Origin of the sequence: Caballeronia sp. ATUFL_F1_KS4A, assembly GCF_023630905.1 — a bacterium.
Classification (GTDB): domain Bacteria; phylum Pseudomonadota; class Gammaproteobacteria; order Burkholderiales; family Burkholderiaceae; genus Caballeronia; species Caballeronia zhejiangensis.
Window position 1 is genome coordinate 49568 of sequence record NZ_JALQEB010000040.1, and the last position, 20918, is coordinate 70485.

At 63.0% G+C, this 20918-nt stretch carries 19 protein-coding genes; 4 read left to right on the top strand and 15 right to left on the bottom strand.

Annotated elements, in window-relative coordinates:
• Positions 1-233 precede the first annotated feature (233 nt).
• The 3 genes from NCS03_RS27725 to NCS03_RS27735 all read left to right on the top strand — a co-directional run bounded on the left by NCS03_RS27725 (position 234) and on the right by NCS03_RS27735 (position 3559).
• Positions 234-578 carry a cupin domain-containing protein gene (locus NCS03_RS27725; RefSeq protein ID WP_008346969.1) on the top strand — a complete coding sequence of 115 codons (345 nt, stop codon included), beginning with the start codon at positions 234-236 and terminating at the stop codon, positions 576-578.
• A gap of 196 nt (positions 579-774) precedes the next feature.
• Positions 775-1836: an ABC transporter substrate-binding protein gene (locus NCS03_RS27730; protein WP_008346971.1), complete on the top strand. Its 1062-nt coding sequence runs from the start codon at positions 775-777 to the stop codon at positions 1834-1836.
• A 7-nt stretch (positions 1837-1843) separates the two neighbouring features.
• Positions 1844-3559, top strand: a complete 1716-nt coding sequence (locus NCS03_RS27735) for a GMC family oxidoreductase (RefSeq protein WP_250530232.1) — start codon at positions 1844-1846, stop codon at positions 3557-3559.
• Here NCS03_RS27735 and NCS03_RS27740 read toward each other — a convergent pair.
• From NCS03_RS27740 to NCS03_RS27765, 6 genes are all read right to left on the bottom strand, one after another.
• Complete coding sequence (locus NCS03_RS27740; RefSeq protein WP_250530233.1) at positions 3547-4974, bottom strand: aldehyde dehydrogenase family protein; 1428 nt, start codon at positions 4972-4974, stop codon at positions 3547-3549. The genes NCS03_RS27735 and NCS03_RS27740 overlap by 13 nt on opposite strands.
• 20 nt (positions 4975-4994) lie before the next feature.
• The gene (locus NCS03_RS27745; RefSeq protein ID WP_250530234.1) at positions 4995-5792 is read right to left on the bottom strand and encodes an ABC transporter permease; all 798 of its coding nucleotides are present in this window, start codon (positions 5790-5792) and stop codon (positions 4995-4997) included.
• The gene (locus NCS03_RS27750) at positions 5789-6700 is read right to left on the bottom strand and encodes an ABC transporter permease (protein WP_008346976.1); all 912 of its coding nucleotides are present in this window, start codon (positions 6698-6700) and stop codon (positions 5789-5791) included. The genes NCS03_RS27745 and NCS03_RS27750 overlap by 4 nt, the downstream gene beginning before the upstream one ends.
• Entirely contained in the window at positions 6697-8010 is a 1314-nt protein-coding gene (locus NCS03_RS27755; RefSeq protein ID WP_250530235.1) for an NAD(P)/FAD-dependent oxidoreductase, read from the bottom strand. The genes NCS03_RS27750 and NCS03_RS27755 overlap by 4 nt, the downstream gene beginning before the upstream one ends.
• A 2-nt stretch (positions 8011-8012) precedes the next feature.
• A complete protein-coding gene (locus NCS03_RS27760; protein ID WP_008346978.1) occupies positions 8013-8726 on the bottom strand; it encodes an HAD-IA family hydrolase in 714 nt (237 codons plus the stop codon).
• A 72-nt stretch (positions 8727-8798) separates the two neighbouring features.
• Positions 8799-9875: an ABC transporter ATP-binding protein gene (locus NCS03_RS27765; RefSeq protein ID WP_250530236.1), complete on the bottom strand. Its 1077-nt coding sequence runs from the start codon at positions 9873-9875 to the stop codon at positions 8799-8801.
• A gap of 100 nt (positions 9876-9975) precedes the next feature.
• Between NCS03_RS27765 and NCS03_RS27770 the strand changes: the two genes are divergently transcribed.
• Complete coding sequence (locus NCS03_RS27770) at positions 9976-10947, top strand: LysR family transcriptional regulator (protein WP_008346980.1); 972 nt, start codon at positions 9976-9978, stop codon at positions 10945-10947.
• Here NCS03_RS27770 and NCS03_RS27775 read toward each other — a convergent pair.
• The 9 genes from NCS03_RS27775 to NCS03_RS27815 form a co-directional block, all read right to left on the bottom strand.
• Positions 10861-11277 carry a helix-turn-helix domain-containing protein gene (locus tag NCS03_RS27775; protein ID WP_175981448.1) on the bottom strand — a complete coding sequence of 139 codons (417 nt, stop codon included), beginning with the start codon at positions 11275-11277 and terminating at the stop codon, positions 10861-10863. The genes NCS03_RS27770 and NCS03_RS27775 overlap by 87 nt on opposite strands.
• The gene (locus tag NCS03_RS27780) at positions 11274-12443 is read right to left on the bottom strand and encodes an NAD(P)/FAD-dependent oxidoreductase (RefSeq protein WP_250530237.1); all 1170 of its coding nucleotides are present in this window, start codon (positions 12441-12443) and stop codon (positions 11274-11276) included. The genes NCS03_RS27775 and NCS03_RS27780 overlap by 4 nt, the downstream gene beginning before the upstream one ends.
• Entirely contained in the window at positions 12440-13828 is a 1389-nt protein-coding gene (locus tag NCS03_RS27785; protein WP_250437415.1) for an FAD/NAD(P)-dependent oxidoreductase, read from the bottom strand. The genes NCS03_RS27780 and NCS03_RS27785 overlap by 4 nt, the downstream gene beginning before the upstream one ends.
• Complete coding sequence (locus NCS03_RS27790) at positions 13813-14127, bottom strand: (2Fe-2S)-binding protein (RefSeq protein ID WP_175981442.1); 315 nt, start codon at positions 14125-14127, stop codon at positions 13813-13815. The genes NCS03_RS27785 and NCS03_RS27790 overlap by 16 nt, the downstream gene beginning before the upstream one ends.
• A complete protein-coding gene (locus tag NCS03_RS27795) occupies positions 14124-15971 on the bottom strand; it encodes an ABC transporter ATP-binding protein (protein WP_250458258.1) in 1848 nt (615 codons plus the stop codon). The genes NCS03_RS27790 and NCS03_RS27795 overlap by 4 nt, the downstream gene beginning before the upstream one ends.
• Positions 15968-16900, bottom strand: coding sequence for an ABC transporter permease (locus NCS03_RS27800; RefSeq protein ID WP_250530238.1), 933 nt, complete (start codon positions 16898-16900; stop codon positions 15968-15970). The genes NCS03_RS27795 and NCS03_RS27800 overlap by 4 nt, the downstream gene beginning before the upstream one ends.
• Entirely contained in the window at positions 16897-17853 is a 957-nt protein-coding gene (locus tag NCS03_RS27805; RefSeq protein ID WP_008346990.1) for an ABC transporter permease, read from the bottom strand. The genes NCS03_RS27800 and NCS03_RS27805 overlap by 4 nt, the downstream gene beginning before the upstream one ends.
• A gap of 80 nt (positions 17854-17933) precedes the next feature.
• Positions 17934-19556, bottom strand: a complete 1623-nt coding sequence (locus NCS03_RS27810) for an ABC transporter substrate-binding protein (protein WP_008346991.1) — start codon at positions 19554-19556, stop codon at positions 17934-17936.
• An 80-nt stretch (positions 19557-19636) separates the two neighbouring features.
• Positions 19637-20911 (bottom strand): NAD(P)/FAD-dependent oxidoreductase, encoded by a 1275-nt coding sequence (locus NCS03_RS27815; RefSeq protein ID WP_250530239.1) that lies wholly within the window; start codon positions 20909-20911, stop codon positions 19637-19639.
• Positions 20912-20918 lie beyond the last annotated feature (7 nt).

Here is a 20918-nt window from a genome sequence, read left to right on the forward strand (position 1 = left end):
TGAGGCAGCCCACGAACGACGAGAGGACTACCCAAACTGCGTGTGACCGCGGGCGTATCGGAAGCTGCTTTCTTTGGTTACTTTCTTTGAAAGGACCAGAGTAAGCGCTAAAGCGCTAACTCTGGTCGACGGCAAAGAAAGTGACTGCCGCCCCGCACAGGGGCAACGCTAATAGACCGACGCGATAACGGGATCCGGCAATCACCCAAAACCATCAAGAGGCAAGAAAGCAAATGAAAGTACAGCAACTCAAACAGAGCATAGCAATCGAAGGACTGGAAGACTGGGGCACGGCGGGACTTCCCGGCACGCAGGAAATAAAGATATCCGGCGTGCAAAAAGTGATTCCCGGCAGCGAAGCAATCGATACGGGCGTATTCGAATGCACGCCGGGCACGTACCGGCGTTCGGTGAAGGAAGCGGAGGTCATGCATTTTCTGGCCGGCCGTGGCCGCTTCACGCCCGATGGCGAGGACACGATCCACTTCACCGGCGGTGATACGCTCTTCTTCGCGGCGAACACCGAAGGCACATGGGAAGTCGATGAAACCATGCGCAAGGTCTACGTGATCTTCTGAACGTGCATCGGACGTGGCCATTGCGCTGACATAACATCAGGTCATGGTCACTCCAACAATTCCGGCGTTGCCCCCGCGTATTTGACTCAATATATTTTTAGTCATCCGCGCGCCGTCCTCGTCTTCGCTCGAAGCCGGACGGGACCGCGATCTGCAGGACGTCCACTGCTTCAATCTTGTCGAGGAAAACGCCGTGATGAAGATTGCAAGATTCCGCTGTCCGCACTTTCCCGTTCGTCCGCTGGCCATGACATTGCTGCTCTCCATCGCGAGCGCGGCGCCGTCGTTCGCAGCGGGCAAGATCACGTTCGTATCGCAAGGCGGCGCGTATCAGGAAGCGCAAACCAAGGCGATTCTCGATCCCGCCGCGAAAGAGCTCGGCATCACGATCAACCAGGACAGCATTCCGGATGCGTGGCCGCAGATCAAGGCGCAAGGCTCAACCGGCAAGCCGATCTGGGACGTCGTCGATACGCCCACGTCGAACTGCTTGCGCGGCGGGCGCGAAGGGCTGCTCGAAAAGCTCGACTTCTCGAAGTTACCCAACGCCGCAGCCATTCCCGAAAAATACCGCACGCCCTATTCGGTGGCGTACGAGTTCTATTCGACGGTCATCGGCTATAACAAGAAGTCGCTGAAGAAAGTGCCGCAAAGCTGGAAGGACTTCTGGGACGTCAAGAACTTCCCCGGCACGCGCGCACTGCGCAACGATCCGATGACGGTGCTCGAAGCCGCACTGCTCGCGGACGGCGTGCAGCGCGACAAGCTCTATCCGCTCGACGTGGATCGCGCGTTCAAGAAGCTCGAAGAGATCAAGCCGAACGTCACGGTGTGGTGGACTTCGGGCGGACAGTCGGCGCAATTGCTGCACGACGGCGAAGTCGACATGACGATGATCTGGAACGGCCGCGCGAGCGCCGTGATGAAGGACAATCCGGATGTCGCCTTCACGTTCAACGACGGAATTCTGCAGAACACGCAGCTTTGCATCCTCAAGAACGCGCCGAACATGAACGAAGCCGTGCGCTTCCTTAACGCGGCCGTATCGCCGGAATTGCAGGCGAATCTGCCGCTTTATATCGATTACGGTCCGGGCAATCCGGCTGCATTCAAAACCGGCAAGATCACCGACAAGCGCGCATCCGAATTGCCGAGCGCGCCCGCGAATGCGGCGAAGCAGGCGTTGCTTTCCGAAGAATGGTGGGCTTCCGAGTCCGGCATTCAGGCGAAGGCCCGCTGGCTCAAGTTCATGCAATAACGCCGACGTGTTCGACTTTCTGATTCTTGGCGGCGGCTCGGCCGGCTGCGTGCTGGCCGCGCGCCTTTCCGAAGATGCGCGCGCGACCGTGTGTCTCGTCGAAGCGGGCCGCGACATCTCCGCGCGCACGATGCCCGATGCCATCCGCAGCCGCTATCCGGGCCGCGCATATCTCGACACGCGCAACATCTGGCAGGCATTGAAAGCGCGCATGAGCGAACGCGCCGCGGCGCTGCGACGCTACGAACAGGCGCGGCTTCTCGGCGGCGGCTCCGCGATCAATGCGTTAATGGCCAATCGCGGCTCTCCATCCGATTACGATGAATGGGAAGCGCTTGGCGCCGATGGCTGGAACTGGCAAGCGTGTCTGCCCTACTTTCGCAAGCTGGAAACCGATTGCGATGTCACCGGCCCGCTGCACGGCAGCGATGGCCCGTTACGCATTCAACGCACGGCATGGCCGCGCATTTCGCCGTTCGTGCGCACGGTGCTCGCCTCGCTTGCCGATAGGGGCCACGCCTTGCGCGACGATCAGAACGGACCTTGGGAAGACGGCACGTTCATCGGTGCGATCGCGGTCAGCGTGAACGGAGAACGCATACCGACCTCGGTGTGCTATCTCGACGATGCCGCGCGCGCTCGCGGCAATCTGACGATACGCACCGGCGATGTCGTCGAATGCATTCTGTTCGATGGCAAGCGCGCGATCGGTGCGCGCATCGTTCGCGCCGACGGCACGCGTCAAGACTTGCGCGCGCATCGCGTGATCGTATCGGCGGGTGCGATTCACAGTCCCGCATTGCTGATGCGAAGCGGCATCGGCCCCGGCGATGAACTCGCCGCGCTCGGCATCGACGTAGTGGCCGATCGTCCCGGCGTCGGGCGCAATCTGATGGAACATCCTTCGATAGCGGTCTCCGCGTTTTTGCCGCGCGCCGCACGCACGCCGTTTCCGGATGAACATCACGAGCAGGCGATCGTGCGCTTTTCATCCGGCCTGGCCGACACCGTTCAAGGCGACATGCACGGCGCGATCCTGTCGCGTTCGGGCTGGCATTCGGTGGGTTATCGGCTGGGCACGATCTTCTTCTGGGTCAACAAGTCCTATTCGCGCGGACGCGTCACGCTGGCATCGGCGAATGCATTCGATGAACCCAACGTCGACTTCGCGATGCTCTCCGATTCCCGCGATCTCGAACGGCTCAAGCTCGCGCTGCGTTTCGGCGCTGCAACGCTTGCATCGGCTTCGATGGATGCGATCTTTCCATCGAGCTATTCACCGCGCGTTGCAGCGGTGGCGGTGCCGGGAACATGGAATGCGCTCCAGCGCGGCGCGTTGAGCGCGCTGCTCGATATCGCCGGGCCGTTGCGTGGTGCGTTGATCAAAGGCGTCGTGACGCAAGGCATAACGATCGACGAACTGCTCGCCGACGATCGCAAGATGACCGAGTTCGTCACGCGCCATGTCGGCGGGACATGGCATCCGTCGGGAACGTGCCGCATGGGTTCATCGAGCGATCCGCTGGCCGTGACCGATGCGCGCGGCGCGGTGCATGGCATCGAAGGTCTGCACGTATGCGACGCGTCGTTGATGCCGTCGATTCCATGCGCGAATACGAACGTGCCGACGATCATGATCGCCGAGCGCGTGGCGGATGCATTGCGCGGCACGGTCCTCGACAAGCATGAACCGGCCGCGCACGCCGTGACTCAGGCGCCGTAACCCACGATGCCCTTCACTTCGAGAAACGCTTCCAGTCCCCACTCGCCATATTCGCGCCCATTGCCCGACTGCTTGTAGCCGCCGAACGGCGAGCCCGGATCCCACGCCGGATAGTTCACGTAGACACTGCCCGCGCGCATTCTCATCGCCACGCGGCGCGCGCGCTCCTGATCCTGCGATTGCACGTAAGCCGCCAGGCCATAAGGCGTGTCGTTCGCGATGGCGATCGCTTCTTCTTCATCGCGATACGGCATGATCGCGAGCACCGGGCCGAAGATTTCCTCGCGCGCGATGGTCATCGAAGGATTCACGTTAGCGAACACGGTCGGCTTCACGTAATAACCGCGTTCGAGTCCAGCGGGACGCCCCGCGCCGCCCGTCACCAGTGCAGCGCCCTCTTCTATGCCGACATCGATCAGCCGCTGCACGCGTTCGAACTGCACGTCGCTGACGACGGGGCCCATCGTCGTCGCCGGATCGCTCGGTGAGCCGACGCGCTGCTTCTGCGCCGCGCGCAACGCGATCTGCACCGCTTCGTCGTGCCGCGATGCGGGCACGAGCATTCGCGTCGGCGCATTGCAGGATTGACCGCTGTTGCTGAAGCACGAATTCACGCCGGCCGTGACGGCTACTTCGAAATCGGCATCGTCCAGCAGGATGTTCGCCGACTTGCCGCCGAGTTCCTGATGCACGCGCTTCACGGTCGGCGCGGCCAGCTTCGCGATTTCGATGCCCGCGCGCGTCGATCCGGTGAACGACACCATGTCCACATCCGGATGCGCGCTCAATGCCGCGCCGACGGTCGGACCATCGCCATTGACGAGATTGAAGACGCCTTTGGGCACGCCGGCCGCATCGATGATTTCGGCGAAAAGCACGGCGTTCATCGGCGACACTTCGCTCGGCTTCAACACCACCGTACATCCCGCCGCGAGCGCAGGCGCGACCTTGCAGACGATCTGATTGATCGGCCAGTTCCACGGCGTGATGAGCGCGGCCACGCCCACGGGCTCGTGATTGACGAGCGTCGTGCCCTTCTTGCGTTGCCATTGAAAGCGTTCGACCGTGCGTAGCGTCTCTTCGATATGACGCTTGCCGAGCGCGGCCTGCCACGCATGAGCGAGCTTCGCCGGTGCGCCGATCTCGCGCGAGATGACATCGGCCATCTCGTCGTAACGCGCGACATACGCTTCGAGCAAACGCTCGAGCAACGCAACGCGCTCTGCGACGCTCGCCCGTGAAAACGATGAGAACGCACGCCGCGCCGCCGCGACCGCGCGATCGACATCGCGCGCATCGCCGAGCGCGACCTCGCCGATCGCTTCTTCAGTCGATGGATCGATGACCGGCAAACGTGTATCGCCGTACGGTTCGACCCATTCGCCGTCGATATAGAACTGCTGTAGATGTCGCATGGTTTTTCGTTGTGAAAGATTCAGGCTCGCGCCGCAGCCGAAGATCGCCGGCTCACGACGACGATCATCACGAGACACAAGGTCAACGCCGTCAGCATCGTGCTGATGGCGGCGATGGTCGGATCGATTTCATCGCGCAGCGTGACGAACATGCGGCGCGTGAGCGTCTGATTGTTGCCGCCCGAAATGAAGAGCGCAACGACGGTTTCATCGAGCGCCTGAATGAACACGAACACGGCACCCGAGATCACGCTCGCCTTGATCTGCGGCAACGTCACCGCCATGAACGCGCGAAAGCGATTCATGCCGAGACTGCGCGCGACCATCTCCTGCGTGCGATCGAACGTGCGCAAGTCCGCGCCGACGGAGATGAGCACATACGGCAGGCCGAGCATCGTATCCGCGATGATGAGACCGCCAAGCGTGTTCACATAACCCACCTGCGTGAAGACGAAGAACACGCCCACTGCAACGATGATGATCGGCACCATCAGCGGCAGCATCAGCAAGGTGCGCAGATAGCGCAACGACCAGTGCGATCCATACTGGATGCCGTATGCCGCCGCGATGCCGACCGGCGTCGCGATCAAGGCCGCGCACGTCGAGGCCGCAAAGGTGGTCTTCGCCGCATCGATCCACGCGGGATTATCGAAGAACGCGTGATACCAGCGCAACGAATACGCAGGCGGCGGAAACGTGAGGAAACGCGCATCCGAGAAAGACAGCGGCACGACGATGACCACGGGAATCATCAGAAACGCGAGAATCAGCATCACCGATGCACCGAGCGTCACGCGGCCGAACGATAAGGTATTCATTTCGCCCCCAGTGTCTTTTCGAGCGGAATCACGCGGCTCACGCAATAGAAGATCGCGCACACGCAAATAAGCAGCACCACGCTCACCGAGCTTGCCGCGCCCCAACTGTTGTAGATCTCGACGTTGCGGCTCACGATCATCGACACCATCATCGACTTGCCGCCGCCCATCAGCTCGGGCGTGATATAGAAGCCGAGGCACAGCACGAAGACGAGCGTGACGCCCGCGAGCACCCCGCTCATCGACAGCGGCAGAAACACGCGCAAGAACACATGCAGCGGCGAACCGCCGAGACTCGCACCTGCTTGCGAGAGATTTGGCGGAATCTTCTGCATCGCGGAGTAGAGCGGCAGCACCATGAACGGCAACAGGATATGCACCATCGCGATGATCGTGCCGAACTGGTTATACGAAAGCTGTAACGGGCGCTCGATCAGACCCATGCCGAGCAGCGCCTTGTTGATGAGACCGGTGCGTTGCAAGAGCACGAGCCACGCATACGTTCGCACGAGCACGCTCGTCCAGAACGGAAGAATCACCATGCCGAGCACGAGCGCGCTCCATCGCGGCGATATCGATGCCGCGAAATACGCGACGGGATAGCCGAGCAGCAGCGTAATCGCCGTCACGATGAAACTGAGCTTGAACGTCAGCAGAAAGGTGTCGAGATAGGCACCGGTAAAGACACGCTTGTAATTGACGAGCGAGAACACGCCGTCGTGATAGAACGATTGCCACGACAGCCACGCGAGCGGCACGACGAGCAATACGACGACCACGAACAGCGCGGGCGCCATCAACAGCAGCATCGCGCGGTCTTCGCGTCGCTGATGCCGCACCGATGGATCGATCGTCGCGGGTTGCATCACGGCGGGGTCCTGGAGAATCCGTTTGGCTGTCGTCATCATGCACCTACTGCATCGAGGAACTGATACCACGCAGCGACGAGCCGCACACCCGGCGCGCGCAACGCATGAAACGGTACGGGCCGCAAGCCGTCTTGCGCGAGCAGCGCGAGTTCGGGCTTCTCACCGAGCGCAAGCGCAGCGGCATGCTGACCGATCAGGCTCGCCATCGCGACACCGGCGCCGTTATAGCCGAGACAGAACGTGGTCGCATCGTCGCTGCGGCCCACGTGCGGCAATGCGTTGAAGGTCATCCCGACATAACCCGACCAGCGAAATTCCACCGGCACGTCCTTCAATTGCGGAAAGAGCGCGACCATCGCGCGTTGCAGCGCATCGAAGCCGGTCGGCTCGCCTTCCTTGCCGAACGCGTCGCGGCCGCCGAACAACATGCGGCCATCGACCTTGCGGAACCACTTCATCATGCGGCGCGTTTCGGTGTAGCTGCGGCGGTTCACCATCAACTGCGCATCGAGTTCCGGAGATAAGGGCGCGGTCGCGATCATCGCGCTTCTGAACGGCACGAGCTCGCGATGATATGAAGCGGTTGCCTCGGTCAGATTCGAATAGGCGTTCGTCGCGACGATGACCTGCTTCGCGCGCACCGTGCCGCCGGGCGCCGTCAACAGCACGCGGCCGTCCTGTTCGCGCGACATGTCGATGACAGGCGTCGCTTCGTAGATCGGCACGCCGCGCGCGATCAGACCGGCCGCGATGCCGCGCACGTATTCGAGCGGCAGGATCGTGCCCGCGTCCGCGCTCAACACGCCGCCGACGAAGCCCTTCGAGCCTGTCTCATGTTCGACTTCAGCACGAGATTGCACGCTCATCGACGTATCGTTGAGCGTCGTGCGAATCCAGTCCGCCTCGGCGCATATCGATGCGAGCGCACGTTCCGTATGCGCGCAACGCAGGCTGCCCGTATGTTCGAAGCGCGCGCGTTCGAGCTTGAACTCGTCGACGAACGCCTCGACGGTGCGCACGCCATCGTGCGCGAGCCGATGCATGCGCTTCGCGACATCGATGCCATGCGTGCTCGCGATCGTCGGAAACGAGAGACGAAACTTCGACGACACCACGCCGCCATTGCGTCCGCTTGCGCCCCAGCCGATCGGATTCGCATCGAGCACCGCGCATTCGACGCCGCGCTTTTGCAGCGCATACGCGGCGCTCAAGCCCGAATAGCCCGCGCCGATGATCGCCACTTCGACATCGATATCGCGTGCGAGCGGTGCGCCGGTGCTCATCGGCGCGGCTATCGCCCGCCACAACGAGTCCGGTTGCGGGCGCAGCGGTGTCGTCGGGGCGCGCATGGTCAGGCGGCGGCGCGGAGTTCGTCGTCGACGGCATCCGCGAGCGCGGCGAGCGTCGCGAACTTCCACGTCGGCGTCGTCACGCTCTCGGGCACGGGTGTCGCGCCGAAGCCCTTCATGCCCTGGCGCCGCTCGATCCAGCATGTCGAATAACCGAGCTTCGTTGCGATGCCGATGTCGTGATACTGGCTCTGCGCCGTATGCAGGATCTCTTCGAACTTATAGCCGAACGCCGCCTGACGTCCACGGTTATAGGCAAAGAATTGCGGATCGGGTTTGGCGACGCCGGTCTCATCGCAGCAGACGGTATCGTCGAACGGATTGCCGAGCGTGTGAGCATAGGCCGACAACGCAACGCGATCCGCGTTGGTCATCGCGACAAGACGAAAGTGCTTGCGCAGACGCTTCAATGCCGCCACCGAGTCTTCGAATGCGGGCCATTCGAGCACATCGCGCTGGAATGCCGCGGCGGATTGCGCATCGTCGGGCAAGCCGAGTTTGCTCGCGAGATGCAGATACACGTTCGCCATTTCATGACTCGATCTGCCCGGATACTTCGCGCGCCCTTCCATGTACGGCTCGAAGATCTGATCGTCGGTCAGGTCCTTTGCCTTCGCTCCGCCCAGCCGGCGCACGGAATCGAGCACGCCCTTTTCGAAGTTGATCAGCGTGCCGACGACATCGAAGGTCAGGACCTTGAAATCGGTGAGATTCATTGCGTCATCCTTTACGGGTTGCGTATCTACGTTTGCAGTCGAAATCGCCCGTGCACAGGCGGTGAGAAGAAATCAGGCCGACACGACGATCGTGTCTTGCGGATCGAGCGCGACCGTCATCGATGCGCCCGGCTCGGGGATGCGCTTGCGCGCGTCGTGGCTGCCGGGTTGCCGAAGACTGATCGCCGTGCCGTCGGCGAGCGCGGCGAACACGCGCAGGCTCTCGCCTTGATAGAGCACTTCGGTCACACGGCATGAAAGACGGTTCGCATCCGCATGACGGTTCTCGCCGTCGATGACGAGCTTTTCCGTTTGCACCGCGAGCAATAGCTTCTCGCCGCGCGGCAATGGATGCGCGGTGCGTAGAATCGTATCGCCGAGACGCACGGCATCGTCGCCGGCGCGCGTGACATCGAGCATCGTCGCTTCGCCGATGAAGCTCGCGACGAACGCATCGCAAGGACGGTCGTACAGGCGCTCGGGTGTGTCGATCTGCACGAGCCTGCCGTCCTTCAACACGGCGACGCGATCGCTCATCGTGAGTGCTTCGCGCTGGTCGTGCGTCACGTTGACGATGGTCGCCCCGAGCTGCCGATGCAGCCTGCGCAATTCGATTTGCATGGTCTCGCGCAGTTGCTTGTCGAGCGCGGACAACGGCTCGTCCATCAGAATGAGTTGCGGTTGAAACACCATTGCGCGGGCAAGCGCCACGCGTTGCTTCTGTCCGCCCGAAAGCTGATGGATGCTGCGGCTTTCATAACCTTTGAGTTCGACCATGGCGAGTGCTTCGGCGACGCGCTTCGCCCATGTCGATTTCGGCTCGCGCCGCGCACGCAGCGAGAACGCGACGTTCTCGCCTACCGTCATGTGCGGAAAGAGCGCGTAGTTCTGAAACACGATGCCGATATCGCGCTTGTGCGGCGGCGCAAATGTAATGTCACGCTCGCCGACCCACACGCTGCCCGAGCTCGGCTGCACGAAGCCGCCGAGAATGCCGAGCAGCGTCGTCTTGCCCGAGCCAGAAGGCCCGAGCAGCGAGACGAATTCGCCCGGCGCGATATCGAGCGATACGTCATCGAGCGCCATCACCGCGCCATAGCGCTTCGTCGCGGACCTGATCGACACTCCCGTTTTAGCGCGTGCGTCCATGTCGTTCGTCTCGTCGGAAATAGAGGGGTTGGGAAAATACTAAGTCGCGATGTTTTTGACGGCAATTCCAAAATTGTTGGATCGGGCATAACATGAAGTCATGCCAAACCTTCGCAAGAAACTGCCGAGCGCCAATGCGCTTTTCGTATTCGAAGCGGCCGCGCGCTGCGGTAATTTCACGCGCGCCGCGCAGGAGCTTTATGTGAGTCAGCCCGCGGTGAGCCGCATGCTCGCGCGCATGGAGGACCATATCGGCGTGCGGCTTTTCGAGCGCGTGCGCGGCGGCATCGAACTCACGGAGAGCGGCGAGATTCTTTATCGCAAGATTTCCGAAGGCTTCAGCGGCATCGAAAGTGCGATCCGCGAAATCGAGGCGCGCGCGACGGGCATCGAGACCGTCACGCTTTCCGTATCGACCGGCTTCACCACGCATTGGCTCATGCCGCGCATGAGCCGTCTGAATCAGGCGTTTCCATCGGTCGATCTGCGGTTTCAATTGATATCGGGGCGCATCGGCGGGCCGCTCGTCGATGTCGATCTCGGCATGCGCTTTGTTCACGACGAAGAGATCGACGAGCACGCGGTGCTCGTGATGCCCGAGATGCTCTTGCCGCTTTGCAATCCGCGTTATCACGAGCTCGCAGAGACCGATGCGGCGCGCGCGCATGGCGATACCGTCATCGTGATGGACGATGAAGAACGCGGCTGGCACGAGCGTTTTCATGCGTTCGCTTCAAAGGAGCGCCATGCAGCGGGCATGTTGCGTTTCAACGATTACGCGATCGTCGTGCAGGCGGCGTTGCTCGGACAAGGCATCGCGCTCGGATGGCTCAACGTGACGTCGCACTGGCTCGCGCAAGGCGCGCTCGTGCCTGCCGAAGAAGAACTGGTGGTCACGAGCCGGCGTTGCTGTCTGCTCACGCCGCCGAACAAGTCGATGCGGCCCATCGTCGCCAGCGTGCGCGAATGGATCATCCAGGAAGCGCTAAGCGACATGCGCTCCGTCGAAAGCAAATACCCGCGGCTGGGCTTGCGTGACGCGCTTGCCCAGACCGGCATCGAGCTCGGCTGAGCGCGCTTTTCTGCGCGCGCGCTCGACGAACGCGCTCGGCGTCATGCCGCACAGGCGCTTGAAATGCCGCGCCAGATGACTCTGATCGAAGAAGCCCACTTCCGTCGCGACGACCGATCCTGGCACGCCCGCGAGCAATAACGTCTGCGCGCGCCGCACGCGCAACTCGCACAGGTACTTGTACGGCGAAAGTCCGAATTGCTCGCGAAACACGGTCGCGAAGCGCGACACGCTCAGCGCCGAAAGATCCGCGAGTTGCGCGAGGCTCACGGTCTTGTCGAAATTGGCTTCGATGTAGGCGAGCGCGTCGACCAGATTGGCTTGGCTCATGGCGAAGTCTCGGAAGTAAGCGATTGCGCGTGCGTCGACGAAGCGCGCTGAAATCGTCTGATGGAAAACGATGAGAGATCGATCGGCGTGCTGCCCGCATCGAGCAATTCGGCAAGCGTCTCGCCCACGCCCGGTCCGATCTGAAAGCCCGATCCGCTGAAGCCGAACGCGTAGAACAGGCCATCGGCTTTCGAACTCGGACCGATCACCGGCTCCGAATCCGGCAGATAGCTTTCCACGCCGCTCCACACGCGAATCACATGCAGCGGGCGCATCGCGGGCACCATGCGGCGGAACTGCGCCAGTTGCGCGACGGTGTTCTCGGGCAGGACGGAAGCGCGTCGCGTGTCTGCGTCCGCGGGTCCGGGCGGTCCGCCCCCGAGCACGATATTGCCCCGCTCCACTTGCCGGAAATAAACGCTCTCTTCCTTGATCGACGTGTACACGCCCATCGAAGCCTTGAACACGTAAGGCACGGGTTCGGTCACCGCCATTTGCGGGCCGCGCGCGACGAGCGGCACGGGTTCGCCGAATTGCGTCGATAGCGTATTGGCCCACGCGCCCGCGCAAATCAGCACTTGCTCCGCGCGATACACATCGCCCGCCGCGCTTTCCACGCGAAAGCCGCCCGCTTCCTTTTCTACGCGCACCACTTCCGTGTTCTCGACGACGCGCGCGCCGAGCCGCGCGGCAGCACGCCCGAACGCGGGCGCGGCAAGACGCGGATTCGCGTGGCCGTCGAGCGGCGAGATGGATGCGGCGATCACGTCGCGGCCCAGAAAAGGAAAGCGCTCGAACATGGCCGCGCCTTCGAGCACTTCTAGATCGAGGTCGTAAGCGCGCGCATCGGCGGCATAGCGATGAAAGTATTCCGCGTCATGCGCGTGATAGCACACGCGGGTATGCCCCGATGGCAAGAACTCGACATCTTCGCCGAGCAGTTCGCGGGAACGCCGCCACGTTTGCAGCGCGCGATTCGACATTGCGAGTTGCTCCAGCGCGCGGCCTTGGCGACGCACGCCGCCGAAGTTCACGCCGCTCGCCTGTTGTCCGGTCAAGCCGCGTTCGAGCAGGATCACCGAACGCTTGCGACGGCGCAAAAAGAAAGCGGTCGTCGTGCCGACGATGCCCCCGCCGATCACGATCACATCGGCGCGCTCGTTCATTCGCTGGTCTCCAGATCCTTGTGCGGCGCGAGCGCCATGGGCAGAGGTTTCACCGGTGCCTGCCCGCGCAAGCGGCCGACCGCTTCCAGCGGCACGCGTGCTTCGGCTGCAATGACTTCCGCGCCCGCATGTGCGCAGAAGCGGCCTTGGCACCGGCCCATGCCGACGCGCGAAAAAGCCTTCGCGCGATTCGCTTCCTTCGCGCCCATGTCGTTCACGACGCGCCTCAGGTCGCCTGCCGTTATCGCTTCACATCGGCACACGATGGTTTCATCCGGCAAGGCGGCGGCAAAGCGCGCGGGCCACGGAAACGCGGTGCGCAAGCCGGAAGCAAAACGCGTGAAGCGATTTAGTTGCAAGCGCAACTTGTTGGCTTCGTCTTCGCTGCACGTCATGCCGATGTCCTTCAACGCCGCGAGCGCCGCAAGACGTCCCGCGCGCTCGGCGGCATCCGCGCCGCGCACGCGCGCGCCATCGCCGGCAAGATAGATGCCTTTCACGTTGCTGCGGCCATCCACATCGGCGATGGGAAGCCACTGTTGCAACGCCTGATCGAAGCGGAACTCGCAGCCCGCGAGATCGGCGAGCTGTGTTTCAGGGCGCAAGTGATAGCCGAGCGCGACGGCATCGCATCCGACTTGCAGCATCGCGCCATCGGCTTGCCTGACGCGCACGCCTTGCACGCCATGCTCGGGCGTGCCTCGAATCTCGACCGGCGTGATGCCGCGATGAACCGGCACGCGCGCATCTTTCAGCACGCGCATCAACGCGACGCCCTTCCTTAACGCCGATGGAATCGCGAGCAGTTGCGGCAACGCGCGCAGACGCTGCGCGAACGTCGATGTATCGAGCACCGCACTTACTGTCGCGCCCGCCTTCACGTATTGCGCGGCGACGAGATAGAGCAACGGACCGGTGCCCATCATCACGACGCGCGAACCGATCGCGCAGCCCTGCGATTTGAGCGCGACCTGCGCGCCGCCGAGGCTATACGCGCCCGCGTGATGCCAGCCGGGAACAGGCATCAGCCTATCGGTCGCGCCGCTGCAAATGATGAGCGCATCGAACGCGAGCTTGCGATGACGCGTGCCGCTCACCGTGTGCAGTGCATTCGGCTCGATGTTCCAGACGAGCGTATCGGGCACGTAGTCGATCTTCGGGCGCAACGCATCGAACGCATCGTGCAATGCACGCGCGCGCGTTGCTTCCGTACCGTACAAGGTCTCGTACGTGCGCTTGAATCCTTCCGGCTGACGACGATAGATCTGCCCGCCGTCGCGTCTGCCTTCATCGATAACGACGGGACGCAAGCCCGCTTCGACGAGCGCCTGCGCCGCACGCACGCCCGCCGGTCCTGCGCCGATCACGATCACAGTCGCGGCCATACGCCCTCCTGCGCTTCTGCAAGACGCGTGACGATCGACATGCCTTCGGCCGCCTGCGTCGTGCACGCGCGCACGCGCTCGCCGTTAGCGGTCCACACCCAGCAGTCCTGGCATGCGCCCATCACGCAGAAGCCCGCGCGGCGGCCATCGCCGAACTCGGAGTCGCGCAATGCTTCGTGCGATGTGAGCAGCGCGACCATCAGCGTGTCGCCTTCGGCTGCGAGCGCACGCTTGCCGTCGATGACGATCTCGAACGTCCTGCGTCCTTTCTCGGCGACTCTCACGAAGCGTCCGCTCATGCCGTCACCGTTTCCATCGACTGCATGCGGGCGAGATCGTCGGCGCTGTGATGACACAGGATGTGCGCGCCCGAAGGCAAAGTCTTCTTCGCGGGCGGCGTCACGTTGCACTTGCCGTCGATGCGCGCCGCACAGCGCGAACGGAAGCTGCACAACTCGGGCGCATCGCTTTCCGGACCGAGCGCGGGCAATGCGCCGAGCGCCATCGCACGACGTGAATCGAGCCAGCCGGGACGCAACGCAGGAACCGAATCGACGAGCAAGCCCGTATAAGGGTGATACGGCGGATGCGAAAGCGCATCGCGCTGGCCCGCTTCGACGCACTGGCCCGCATACAGCACGATGACTTCATCGCAGATGGCGCGCACGGTCGAGATGTCGTGGCTGATGAACATGTACGACACATTCAGTTCGCGACGCAGCTCGGCGAGCAGATCGAGAATCGCCGCGCCGACGACCGTATCGAGCGCGGACGTCACTTCATCGCAGAGAATGAGCTCGGGATTCGCCGCGAGCGCGCGTGCAAGATTCACACGCTGCTTCTGCCCTCCCGACAGGCCGCCCGGCTGACGCTTCGCGATCGATGCAGGCAGCTTCACGAGATCGAGCAGCTCCAGCATGCGCTTTTGCGCGGCCGCGCCCCGCAGACCGTGATAGAAGTTCATGGGCCGCGCGAGAATATCGGCAATGGTGCGGCTCGGGTTCAACGCGGTATCGGCGTTCTGAAACACGATCTGCACGCGACGATATTGATCCAGCGTGCGTTCCGATAGTTTCGCTGGCAACGATTTGCCGTCGAGCAGCACGTCGCCGTGCGCGCGATCGACGAGACCCGCGATCACGCGCGCGAGCGTCGTCTTTCCCGAGCCCGATTCGCCGATCACGCCAAGCGTGCTGCCGCGCGCGATTTTCAGGCTCACATCATCGAGCACACGCACGGCGGGCACGCCGTTCGCATCGATGCGTCCATAGCCCGCGCTCAGATTGCGGATTTCGAGCAGCGGGACTTTGCGCGCATCGTCGGGCGTTGCGCGTTCCACTTCGGGACGGCGCGTTGCCGCGAGCAACTGGCGCGTGTACTCGTCGGCCGGCGCGTCGAGCACTTGCGCGGTCGCGCCGTTCTCGCGCACGCGTCCACCGTTCAACACGACGATGCGATCCGCCATCTGCGCGACGACCGCGAGATCGTGCGACACATACACGGCCGTCGTGCCCAGCTCGCGCACCACGCCCTTGAATGCGGCGAGCACTTCGATCTGCGTGGTCACGTCGAGCGCGGTGGTCGGTTCATCGAACACGACGACGGCGGGATCGGTGATCAGCGCCATTGCCGCCATCAAGCGCTGCAACTGGCCGCCCGACACCTGATGCGGATAACGATCGCCGATGGTCTCGGGATTCGGCAACGCGAGCGAACGAAACAGGCTGATCGCTTTCTCACGCGCGACAGCGGGCGTCATGAGTTTGTGCAGCAGCGCGGGTTCCGTGACCTGATCCATGATCGTGCGCGCCGGATTGAAGCCCGCCGATGCGCTCTGCGCGACATACGCGACGGTGCGCGAACGCAATGCGCGACGGCCCTTCGCGTCGAGCGACAACACATCGGTATCGCCGATCTTCACCGAGCCGCCCGCGATAGAACAACCGCCGCGGGCATGACCGAGCAGCGCGAGCGCGATGGTCGTCTTGCCCGAGCCCGACTCGCCGATCAGCGCGAGCACTTCGCCCTTCTTCACCGTGAAGTCGACGCCCTTCACGATCTCGACGACGGGATCCGGCGCCGCGCCAGCAACGACGCGCAAGCCTTTCACTTCGATCATGTTCGTGCCTGTGTTCGATGTCATTGGCCGCCTCCATGCGAACGCGCGCCATGACGACGCAAACTGTCGATGAGCAGATTCACGCCTACAGTCAGCGTCGCGATCGCGACTGCCGGCATCAGCACCGCGGGCGCGCCTTCCGCCAGCCCGCCGATGTTCTCGCGCACGAGCGAGCCCCAGTCCGCGTTCGGCGGCTGCACGCCGAGACCGAGAAAGCTCAGGCCCGAAAGCAGCAGCACGATGAACACGAAGCGCAGGCCGAAGTCCGCGAGCATCGGGTGAATCATGTTGGGCAGCACTTCGACGCGTGCGATATAGAAGAGCTTCTCGCCGCGCGCCTTCGCGACCTGCACGTATTCGAGCGTCATGATGTTCACCGCGAGGGAGCGCGAGATGCGGAAGGCACCGGGGATATAGGCGAGTGCGGCGACCATCATCAGCATCGGAATGGACGAGCCGAATGCGGCAATCACGACGAGCGCGAGGATCTTGCTCGGGATCGAAATGAGCGCATCGAACAGGCGGCTCAGCATTTCATCGACCCAGCGTCCCGACACGGCGGCCACGAGACCGAAGAACGTGCCGATGACGCTCGCGGCCACCGTCGCGGCGAGCGCGAGGCCGACCGTGTATTGCGTGCCGTAAAGAATGCGGCTCAGCATGTCGCGGCCGAGATAGTCGGTGCCGAGCAGATGTGCCGCGCTATACGAGCCGAACACTTCCGTCGATGTGAACGCGCCGCCTTTATAAGGCGCGACAACCGGCCCGACGAACGCGACCACGAGCCAGAACACGACGATGAACAGACCGATGAGACCCAGCACCGAAAAGCGGTTGACGAGGCGGCTCATGAGGCCGCGCCTGACGACGACGGGCGCTTGCTCCTGCGGGGCATCGGCGGGCGGCTGATCGTATAGCACGGTCGTGGCGTGAGAAGTGACGTTCCGATTCATCGTTGACGCAGCCTCGGGTTGGAGACGATCTGAGCCAGATCGGCGATGAGCACGAGCGCGAGATAAGCCGCGCAGAACACCATCACGCAGCCCTGCACGAGCGGCATGTCGCGATTGGTGACGGCGTCGACCATGAGGCTCGCGAGACCGGGATAGTTGAAGATCGATTCGACGATCACCACGCCGCCGAACAGATACGAGAGCGAGAGCGCAACCGCATTTGCAATCGGCCCGATGGTGTTCGGCAATACATGCCGCAACACGACGCGCATGGGCGAGGCGCCTTTCAGCACCGCCATCTCCACATACGAAGCGTTGAGCTGATCGAGCACCGCCGCGCGCGTCATGCGCGCCATCTGCGCGACGATCACGCAGCAGAGCGTCATCACTGGCATCGCATAGGTCCGCACGAGCGCGCCGAACGACGATACATCCGACAGATACGACAACGCCGGCAGCCAGCGCAGCTTCACCGCGAAGATCAGCACCGCGATGGTCGCGACGAGAAACTCGGGCACCGCCACCGTCGAAAGCGTGAGCACGTTGAGCACGCGATCGACGAGCGAGCCGCGATACATCGCCGAGAGAATGCCGATGAACAACGCGATCGGCACCGACACCAGCGCGGTCAACCCCGCGAGCACGAGCGAATTCGGCAGACGCGTCGAGATGAGTTCACTGACCGGCAGATTGTTCGACAGCGACGTGCCGAAGTTGCCCGTCACCACATGCAGAAGCCATTGCAGATAACGCGTGACGGCAGGCTGATCGAGGCCGAACTGATGCCGCAGCGCCGCCACCTGTTCGGGCGTCGCCGCCTGACCGAGCGCCTGTTGCGCGGCATCGCCCGGCAAGAGACCGGTGATGCCGAACACCACCATCGACACGATTAGCAGCGTGAGCAGCGCGAGGCCGAGGCGCGCGGCGACGAGTCGTTGCGCATGAGCTTTCATCGGATAAACGCCTCTCTCTCGTTGAAGGTTTGACTGCGCGCGCCATCGGAAGATGGCGCACATCCCGCTTCAAAGCATGCTCATGCCTCGAGCCACACGTTCTCCGCGAACATCCAGCCCATCAGGCCCGCGAGCGGAATGCCGCCCAAGCCCTTCAGCTTCGTCGTATGCGCGTCGAGCGAACTCTGGAACATCGGAATGCCGATGCCGCCGTCCGTATGCACGAGCTCCTGCATGTCGCCGTAAATCTTCTTGCGCTTCGCATCGTCCGGTTCGCCACGCGCGGCGACGAGCATCTGGTCGAACTGCGGGCTCTTCCAGTTCGCTTCGTTCCATGGCGCATCGGATTTGAAGAACTGCGTGAAGATCACGTCCGCACTCGGGCGCGCGTTGATGTTGCCGAAGCCGAGCGGATGCTTCATCCAGTGATTCGACCAGTAACCATCCGCCGGCACGCGCGTCACTTGCAGATTGATGCCCGCTTGCGGCGCGACCTGCTGCATCAGCACGGCCATCTCCACGGAACCTTCCGCCGCCGGCGATGCGTACAGTTGGATCGGCGTGCTGCCGAGCTTCGCCTTCTGAAAGTGGAACTTCGCCTTGTCCGGATCGAAGCCGCGTTGCGGCAGACCCGACATGTAGTACTTGTTGCTCGGATCGATAGGCTGATCGTTGCCGATCGCGCCATAGCCGCGGAAGATCGTCTTGCGCATCTGCTCGCGATCCATCAGGTACATCATGCCGCGGCGGAAATCCGCATTGCCGGTGATGCCGCCATCGTCGCGCATGATGAGGTCGGTGTACTGGCCCGTCTTCGTTTCCAGCACCGCGAAGCCCGGCGTGCCCTTGATCCGCTCGGTCGAGCGCGCGCTCACTGCATTGATGAGCTGCACGTCGCCGGACATCAGCGCGTTCACGCGCGCGGGTTCGTCCGCGATGCCGATCAGCTCCACTTCGTCCAGATGCGGCATGCCCGGCTTCCAGTACTTCTCGTTGCGCACGCCGACGGTACGCACGCCCGGCGAGAACTCCTTCAGCTTGAACGGGCCCGTGCCGACCGCCGTCTTGAAGTCCGTCGTGCCGTCCTTGATGATGAGGAAGTGCGAGTCCGCGAGAATCACGGGCAGGTCCGCGTTCGCGCCCGTCAGCGTGATCGTGAGCTCGTTCGGGCCGGTCGCCTTGATTTCCTTGAACTGATCGGCGAGCGTCTTCGCCTTCGAGCCGACCGCCGGATCCTTATGGCGCATCAGCGAATAGATGACGTCCTGCGGCGCGAGCGATTTGCCATCGTGGAACTGCACGCCGCTGCGCAGCTTCACGACCCACACGGTCGCGTCTTTCGTTTCGAGCGATTCGGCGAGCGCCATCTTCGCGCCGAGATGATTGTCGAGTTCGGTCAGGCCGCTGTAGAACATGAAGCCGCGCGCGTAGTCCGTGCCGAGCGCGCCCTTCGCCGGATCGAGCGTATCGGCGGCTGACGACGACTGCGTCGCCACGCGAATGCGTCCGCCCTGCTTCGGCTTGTCCTGCGCGAAAGCCGCGCCGCTCGCGGTGAGCAGACCCGCGCCCGTCATTGACATGAGTCCGCCCGCGGCCATCGCGCGAAGGACATTGCGCCGGGACGCGCCACGGCGCGTCAGTTCTTCCAGGCGTTTGCCGGCATCGGCGTGAACGAGTGCTTCAGGCGATTTGTCGATGCTCATGAACTTCTCCGCGATAGGGACTGTGAATGTTCGACGGCTTGGTTATTGGATGAAGGCCGTCTGTCTTTGCTTTCGATGCTTCAATAGAAAACGTCTTTGATCGAGTAATACGCGCCGACGAGCGGCAGGAACCACGGCTTGCCCGTATGGCCCGGAATCGCGGGCCAGTCGAAATCGCGCCACGGGTTCGCATCGGCGTTGCCGTTCATCACGTCGGCCATGATCTGGCCCATGTGCGTCGACATCTGCGTGCCGTGGCCGCTGTAGCCCATCGAGAAATAGATGCCATCGTGCTGGCCCGCGCGTGGCAGGCGATCCGCGGTGATATCGACGAGACCGCCCCAGCAATAGTCGATGCGCGCACTGGCGAGACTCGGGAAAATCGCTGCGAGATTCGCCTGCAGAATGCGTCCGCTCTTCGCGTCCGATGGACGTTCCGACGCGGTGAAGCGCGCGCGTCCGCCGAGCAGCAAACGTGAATCGGGCGTCACGCGAAAATAGTTGTGCATCAGGCGGCTCGTCGTGTACGAGCGGCGCTGCGGCAACAGTTGCTTCAGTTGTTCCGCTGGCAGCGGCTCCGTCACGATGATGAACGAGCCGACCGGTGCAAGCCTGCGCCGATACCACGCGAACGGTCCATGCTTCGAAGGCCCTGTCGCTATCAGCACTTGCCTTGCGCGCAACGTGCCGCGCTTCGAATCGATTCGATAGGCGCCGCCTTCCTTCGCGATCGCCGTGACTTCAGCGTGCTCATAGAGACGCGCGCCTTGCCTCGCCGCTGCATTCGCGAGGCCGACGGCGAACTTGCCCATATGCATCTGTCCGCCGTGACGTTGCAACAGCCCGCCGTGAAAGGCATCGGACTGCACTTCATTGCGGACCTGCTCGCGATCGAGCACATCGATATCCGGATCGACTTCGCGCCGGATCAACTCGGCGGTCGTCGCGATATGTTCGAGATGATGCGGCTTCGCGGCGAGCTTCAGCTTGCCCGACGCGAGATAGTCGCAATCGATGTCTTCTTCGCGGATCAAACGTTCGACCGTGCTCACCGCCGCCGCATACGCGCGATAACAGCCTTGCGCGCGCTCCACGCCGAGTTGCGAGCGCAGCGCCGCATAATCCTGCGCGACGCCCGTATTGCATTGACCGCCGTTGCGTCCCGACGCGCCGCCGCCTATGCGCCCGGCATCGAGCACGACGACCGACGCGCCGCGCTTCGCCAACGCGAGCGCCGCCGACAAACCGGTGAACCCGCCGCCGATCACGGCGACATCGGCCTGGCCATCCGCCGGGCCTTCGCACGTCGAGATGATCGAAGGCGCGGTATCGAGCCAGTAGGAGTCGAGTTTCATCGGCATT